At 66.8% G+C, this 7122-nt stretch carries 5 protein-coding genes; 2 read left to right on the plus strand and 3 right to left on the minus strand.

Features of this window, described 5'->3' with window-relative positions:
• Window positions 1-27: 27 nt before the first annotated feature.
• Window positions 28-1482 (minus strand): flavin-containing monooxygenase, encoded by a 1455-nt coding sequence (locus ABD231_RS17965; protein WP_344152694.1) that lies wholly within the window; start codon window positions 1480-1482, stop codon window positions 28-30.
• A 65-nt stretch (window positions 1483-1547) separates the two neighbouring features.
• On the opposite strand from ABD231_RS17965, the gene ABD231_RS17970 reads away from it, so the two are divergent.
• Complete coding sequence (locus tag ABD231_RS17970) at window positions 1548-2174, plus strand: TetR/AcrR family transcriptional regulator (RefSeq protein WP_344152697.1); 627 nt, start codon at window positions 1548-1550, stop codon at window positions 2172-2174.
• Between the two features lie 699 nt (window positions 2175-2873).
• Window positions 2874-4268 carry a glycosyl hydrolase family 18 protein gene (locus tag ABD231_RS17975; protein WP_344152700.1) on the plus strand — a complete coding sequence of 465 codons (1395 nt, stop codon included), beginning with the start codon at window positions 2874-2876 and terminating at the stop codon, window positions 4266-4268.
• Window positions 4269-4270: 2 nt separating this feature from the next.
• Here ABD231_RS17975 and ABD231_RS17980 read toward each other — a convergent pair whose 3' ends face one another.
• Window positions 4271-6001, minus strand: a complete 1731-nt coding sequence (locus tag ABD231_RS17980) for a heparinase II/III domain-containing protein (RefSeq protein ID WP_344152709.1) — start codon at window positions 5999-6001, stop codon at window positions 4271-4273.
• A gap of 206 nt (window positions 6002-6207) precedes the next feature.
• Window positions 6208-7038 (minus strand): phosphotransferase, encoded by an 831-nt coding sequence (locus ABD231_RS17985; protein WP_344152703.1) that lies wholly within the window; start codon window positions 7036-7038, stop codon window positions 6208-6210.
• Window positions 7039-7122: the final 84 nt, after the last annotated feature.

Genomic DNA, 7122 nt, shown 5'->3' on the forward strand with positions numbered 1-7122 from the left:
GACCGATCGAATGTAACACGCACGATGTCACATAGCGAGGGTCTGGTATTCGTCCGGATCGAAGTGCCGGGTGAGCTGCCGGAACCGGAAGGTGAACGACGGCCAGAGCGTGGTGTTGCGGCCCTCGGAGTCGACGTACCAGCTCGTGCAGCCGCCACGCGTCCAGACGGTGTTCTTCATCGAGGTCCGGACGCCGTCGACGAACGCGCGCTGCACCTCCGGGCGGACCTCGACCTCGCGCAGACCCCGCGCGTCGATCGTCTTGAGCGCGTCCAGGATGTAGGCGATCTGGGACTCGATCATGAAGACCATCGAGCTGTGACCGAGGCCGGTGTTCGGGCCGATCAGCATGAAGAAGTTCGGGAAGCCGGAGACCGCCGTCCCGAGGTGGGCCTCCATGCCGTTCGACCAGGCCTCGCGCAGCGACTGGCCGTTGCGGCCGCGCACCATGTCCATCACCGGGAGGTCGGTGACGCGGAAACCGGTGCCGTAGATGATCGTGTCGACCTCGTGCTTCACGCCCTGATCGGTGATCACGCCGGCCGGGGTGACCTGGGCGATCCCGTCGGTGACGACCTCGACGTTCGGGCGGGCGAGGGCCGGATAGTAGTCGTCGGAGATCAGGACGCGCTTGCAGCCGAGGGTGAAGTCCGGCGTCACCTTGGCGCGCAGCTTCGGGTCGCGGATCTGGTTCTGGAGGTGCTTCTCGGCGACCTTCTGCGCCTGCTTCATGATCGCGGGCAGCTTGGCGAAACCGAGCACCATCGACTCACGACCCCAGTAGATCGCAGCCCGAACCGCCTTCTGGACAAGGGGAAACCGGCGGTACACGGCCTTCTCGGTCGCGCTGATCTTGCGGTCCGGCCGCGGCATCACCCACGGCGGTGTCCGCTGGAACAGGTGCAGCTCCTCGACCTCGGGCTGAATGGCCGGCACGAACTGGATCGCCGAGGCGCCGGTGCCGATGACGGCGACCTTGCGGCCGGCGAGGTCGAGATCGTGATTCCAGCGCGCGGAGTGGAAGACCTCGCCCTCGAACTCCTCGATCCCGGGAAGCTTCGGGACCGACGGCTCGGCCAGCGGGCCCGTCCCGGACAGCACGAACTGGGCGACGAAATCGCCCTGGTCGGTGCGGATCCGCCACTCGCCATCCTCCCAGTTCGCGGACTCGACGGTGTGACCGAACCGGATGTGGCGGCGAACGTCGTACCGGTCGGTGACGTCGCGCAGGTACTGCTCGATCTCGGGTTGCGGGGAGAACGTCGACGACCAGTCCGGGTTCGGCGCGAAGGAGAACGAGTACAGATGGGACGGTACGTCGCAGCGGCAGCCCGGGTAGGTGTTGTCCCGCCAGGTGCCACCGACGTCATTCGCCCGCTCCAGTACGACGAAGTCGTCGTACCCGGCCTGCTTGAGGCGAACCGCCATCCCGATCCCCGCGAACCCGGTGCCGATGACCACGATCCGGTGCTTGTTCTCCATGGCAGAACCTCCAGGTGGATGAACTTACTCGCAGTAAGTTACTCGGAGTCAGTTACGCTGTGCAAGTGACGTTCACCACTGAGCAGCCCCCCAAGCGCCGTCGCGACCGAGCCGCCCGCGAGCGCGAGATCCTCGCCGCCGCCGAGCAGATCTTCGGCGAACGCGGCTACCAGGGCACCTCGATGGACGATGTCGCCGCCGCGGTCGGCGTCTCGAAACCGCTGATCTACCAGTACTACGGCTCCAAGGACGGCCTCTTCCTCGCCTGCCTGGCCCGCCTGCGCGCCCAACTCCTGGAAACCGTCGCCGACGCCGTCATGGCCGCGACCGACGCCGAGGACGCCCTCTACGCCGGCTTCGTCGCCTGGTTCCAGTTCCTCGACGACCACCCACAGGCCTGGTCAGTCCTGATCGACGAAGGCCTACTCGCGGCCGGCCCGATGGCCGCCGCCACCGAGGAAGTCCGCAGCGCCTTCGTCGAGTTGATCGCCGCGATGGTCCGCCTCAACCTCCCACCGACCCGCCCCACCGACCCCGACGAGATCGAGATCCTCGCCCACTCCATCTCCGGCGCCACCGAACGCCTGGCCATCTGGCGCACCCGCACCCCCACCCCACCCACCCCGCAAAAGGTCGCCCAAACCCTCAAAGACCTCCTCTGGCAAGGCCTAGCCACCCTCAGCGCCGAGTAAAGGACACCGCTTCGCGGCGACAGACCATTGGCCGCCTCCGGCGGCAGTACACCGTGGTCCCACGCAAGGTCATCTGTGCGAGAACCGCACATCCAGCGACCGCCCCACACTCGCATCCCGACACCCGCACCAAAAGTCGCGGTCAGTGCACCCAGATCGCGCCGTCGGCCAGCTCAACCGACCCACCCCCACATCCCTCACACCCGAAGACACCACGACCCGGATCCAAACCGCTCTCGGAACGCACAAGTCACCGAGCGCCTGAAACGCCAGACGCTCATCGACGGCCCGCCGCCCTCGAGGCCGACGCGGCCTACGACGACGAGGCGCGCGCACTTCGACCGGATCGCGACCAGCTACCGCGGTCTCCTCGACTGACCTCGGACAATCGCGGCACCCACCTGGCCGCAGGCGACGTCGCGAGCGCCGCCGGAGGCGGCCAAAAGGCTGCCGCCGCGGAGCGGTGTCCTTTTCGAAACTCCCGGTACCGCTTTCCTCGCGGGGTTTTCCGAAGATGGCGAGAATGCGCATTCTCGTTTGTCACGACACCTTGACGCGACTGGGTGTGACCAGCAAACTAGCGGCACTTCGGTCAGATCTTTACTTATCTTCGCCTTCGCAACAACCGCCCCCGGAAGGTGCGAGTCGACCGTTCGCTGGCTGCTGCCCGGGGGTCCCCTCCGAAAGGACACCGCCCCCATGAAGTTTTCCCGAAGTCGCATTGCGCTTGCCGCGCTGGCCCTGGTCACCGGCACGGCCGGATTGATCCACACGACCGCCGCTGCCCCGAAGGCCGAGGCTGCTCCGACGGCGACTACCGCTGCCGCGGCCCTGCCGGCCGGATTCAAGAGTGTCGGTTACATGCCTTCCTGGTCGGGCAGCGTCAGCGCGATCCAGTACAGCAAGCTCACCCACATCAACTACTCGTTCGCGCTGCCGAACTCCAACGGTTCGCTGCAGGCCATCCCCGACCCCGGCAAGTTGAACCAGCTGGTCAGCCTCGCGCACCAGAACGGCGTCAAGGTGTCGCTGGCCATCGGCGGCTGGAACGACGGCAACGACTCCAACTTCGAGGCGCTGGCGGGCAACTCAGGTGCCCGCACGACCTTCGTGAACGCGGTCATGGGCGCTATCAACCAGTACAACCTGGACGGCGTCGACATCGACTGGGAGTACCCGGACCCGGGCACCTCCGGCAACAACTACACCGCGCTGATGCAGCAGCTGAGCACCACGTTGCACAACAACGGCAAGCTGCTCACCGCGGCCGTCGTCTCCGAGGGCGGTACGGCGAACGGCGTCCAGCCGGCCGTGTTCAACGCCGTCGACTGGCTGAACATCATGGCCTACGACGGCGGCAGCCCGCACGCCAACTACGACTGGTCGATCAACGCGGCCAACTTCTGGAAGGGCCGCGGCCTGCCGAAGGCCAAGACCGTGCTCGGCGTCCCGTTCTACAGCCGGCCGACCTACGTGGCCTACAAGGACATCGTCGCGGCGAACCCCAACAACGCGAACGTGGACTGCTACAACAACGGCGGTCAGCAGTGCTACAACGGCATTCCGACCATCAAGCGCAAGACCCAGTGGGCGGTCGCGAACGCCGGCGGCATCATGAACTGGGAGCTGTCCCAGGACGCCACCGGCAGCCTCTCGCTGCTCAGCGCGATCTTCGACGCGGCCGGCGGTACCCAGAACCCGCCGACCGGTAAGACCGGCCCGATCCGCGGCTACGGCGGCAAGTGCGTCGATGTTGCCGGCAGCAACAGTGCGAACGGAACGGCCGTCCAGCTCTGGACCTGCGCCGGCAATGCCGCACAGACCTGGACCGTCGGCAGCGACGGCACCATCCGGGCGCTTGGCAAGTGCCTGGACGTTGCCGCCGCCGGAACCGCGAACGGCACCGTCACCCAGCTCTACGACTGCAACGGGACCGGGGCCCAGACCTGGCAGGCCGGGGCGAACGGATCCCTCCGCAACCCCAACTCGGGCCGTTGCCTCGACGCCACCGGCCCGAGTTCGGCCGACGGCACCCGCCTGCAGATCTGGGACTGCGCCGGTAGCGCCAACCAGAACTGGATCCTCCCGGCCTGAGCTCAGTTCAAGCGGGTCAGCCGTCCCTCCGGGGTGATCTTGATGCTGACCCGCTGGGCGCCAACGACGAGATCCAGTACGACGTTGGCGCCCGCCGGCCGGGTCGTGTAACTGACCTGCTCCGCCGCCTTCGCCGGCACGATCACCGAAAGAATCCGGGCGCTCTGTCCGGTGTGCGTGAACTTGACGACCGGCGCCGGCAACACCGTGAAGATGTCCTTGAAGAACCAGCCCTGCGGCGGTTTCTTCACACCCTCCTCGACAGTCGTCGTCCCCGAATCGGCACCGATCGGAATGTGGAAGAGGTGCGTCCGGACGGCGTCTCCCGGCTTACCCGCCACAGCCGTCGTCGGCGATTGCACATCAACCTTCTGCCCCGGTGCGAGATGCCACAGCGTCTCGTACCGCTGGTCGCGCCCCGACACCGCCCGGTCCAGCGCGATCACCAGATCCGGGTCCTTGAGAACCAGCACATCCCGCGTCCGGTCGACCCCATCCGCGGGCTGATCCGAGAACTCGAAGTAGTCCGAGTTCGACGTACTCATCGAACCCACCAACTTGGTCACCGGGCTCTTGGCGGTCGCGGTCGGGATCGTGAGCTGATTGTGCGCGGCCGGCCCTTTGGCCCACTCCTGCCGCTCCTCCGCCTGATGACCGCCGTACCCGGGGTCGATGAGGATGTCGTGGCCCTTCCAGTTGTAGGTGATCGCCGTGTGGTCCTGGTGACCGTGCCACCGGCGCGCAACCCCGAAGCGCAGCGAGTACGTCGACTCCTCGGCGAACGGCCGCTGTTCGCCCCACCCCGTTCGCCCGAACACGTATCCCGCCTTGTAGATCGCGGTCCGCAGCCGCGGCTTCTTCCCCTTCTTGCCCTGGGTGGCGACGAACTCCATCGGCGTACCGGGAACGTTGGGCAGCTTCGAGTAGCCGGTGTTGCCGATCTGATGCAGGTACCCGGTCGCGGTGGTTGCCGTGGCCAACCATTCCCCGAGGGCCTGCCGGCGCTTCTCGATCGCCGGCCCGGGGTCGACCCCGCAGTCCCGCAAACGGTCGGCAGCGCGTCCCCACAACCGATAGTTGAAGTCGGCGTACCCGACCGCCTGCTCGTTGGTCGACCCCTCCTCATCGATCGCCGTCTTGACCGCCTTGTTCAGCCGTCCCGCAGCGATCTTCATCAAGTCGCTGCGCCCGTAGGTGCATCCCACACCGAGCAACGCGATGCTCTGGTCGGTCCCGTGATTGTGCGCGCCGCTCCAGTTGTCGACGAGGTACCGCGCATGTGTCATCAGCGCCTCGTCGAGCCATTTGTACTTCGGGGGTAGCTCGCGCGCCTTCAGATGCGTCAACAGCGACTGCCGCACACAGATCAGCACATTCGTCCGATGCATCGTGGACTCTGACGCACTCGTGTTGCTCTTCCAGGAGAACGGGTTGTCCCGCACCCAGTCCTTCACGATCGCGAGCACCCGCTCGGTCGCTTTCACGTCACCGGCCTTCATCGCATGCACGCCGTTGCCCAGCCAGCGCAGCGAATGCAACCACAAGTGCCAGCTCAGATTCTGATAGGGATCGGCGTCCCACTTGATATCGCCCGCTCCGTTCCCGACCTTGTACGGCGCAGTGTTGCCCCAGGCAAACGTATCGTCCATCAGGGCGGGCAGCGGCACCTTCTTCTCGATCCCACTGAACCCCTGACACGGGTAGCCCGGCGCGCCCACCGCCGGTGCCGACATCGTCACCCCGGGAACCGTCGTCGACCCGATTCCCTTACCAGGCTCGGATCTCGCCACAAACCGTGGCACCACGACCGCCGTACCGCACACTACGAGACACGCCACGCCCAGCCCTACGCTCTTCGACCCAATGCCCATCGGTGCCGCCTCCGCATCCGCCGCCGTGCAGGCAAAACGGATCCACGGAAGCGAACCGTTGCACGGAGCTACCGATCCGGAACCAGGCGCCCGACCTCCGCGAACGCCTGCAGCCCCTCGCGCACCATCACCTCGGCCAACTCGACAGACCGCCGTACGACGTCACCCAGAAACATCGCGCTGTTGACCGCGAGCCCCCACGCCAGCCCGAGCTCCGACACCACACCACCGGCACCCCGATAGGCATTGAGTGCCGCTTCGCCACCGGCCATCGTCACATCCAGCTCGGCCGGTCCGACCCGCGCACTCCCCCAGTCGATCAGCTGAGTCCCGACGACATTCCCGCCGTACACATCACCGTGCAGCAAAGTCGCAGGCAGTACGTCGAGCGCTCTCGTCAACCGCTCATCCGCCACGAACAAGTCGAGCATCGCCAACGCCTGCTCACGAATCGGATGGTCGACTCTCACTACACCCGCCCGCGCGAACCGCCCGAACGACATCCGCAAGAACTCCCCGTCCACGCGAGGCAACTCCACCGGCAACTCGCGTCCGGCGTACTCGCCATGCAACCGAGCCAACGCCGCATAGACCTCCCCCGGTGGCTCAGCAGACCAGTCGAGCACCTCGCCCGCCGCGTACGACGTCACCACCCACGGCCCGTCCGCATCCACCCCCGCGTCATACAACCGCGGAAACCCCGCATCCCCCGGCAACAACCGCAATGCGGCGGCCTCGGCCGCGGTCGCCCGTTTCGCCACGAACTCCAACGACCCCACCCGCACGAGCTCCACCAACGGCGAAGTCACCCCACCCGCCAACCCAGTACGCCGTACCGGCCCGTCCACCGCCCCGGAAACCACCCGCCGAATCCGCTCAAGCCGCAAAGGCACACTCACCCGCCCAGTATCACCACCCCCAGACCTCCCCCACCCGGAGCCCCGCCCCCCCCCGGTTCCCCCCCGGTTCCCCACCCCGCCCCC

The sequence above is a fragment of the Kribbella yunnanensis genome, from assembly GCF_039529655.1.
Taxonomy (GTDB): Bacteria; Actinomycetota; Actinomycetes; order Propionibacteriales; family Kribbellaceae; genus Kribbella; species Kribbella yunnanensis.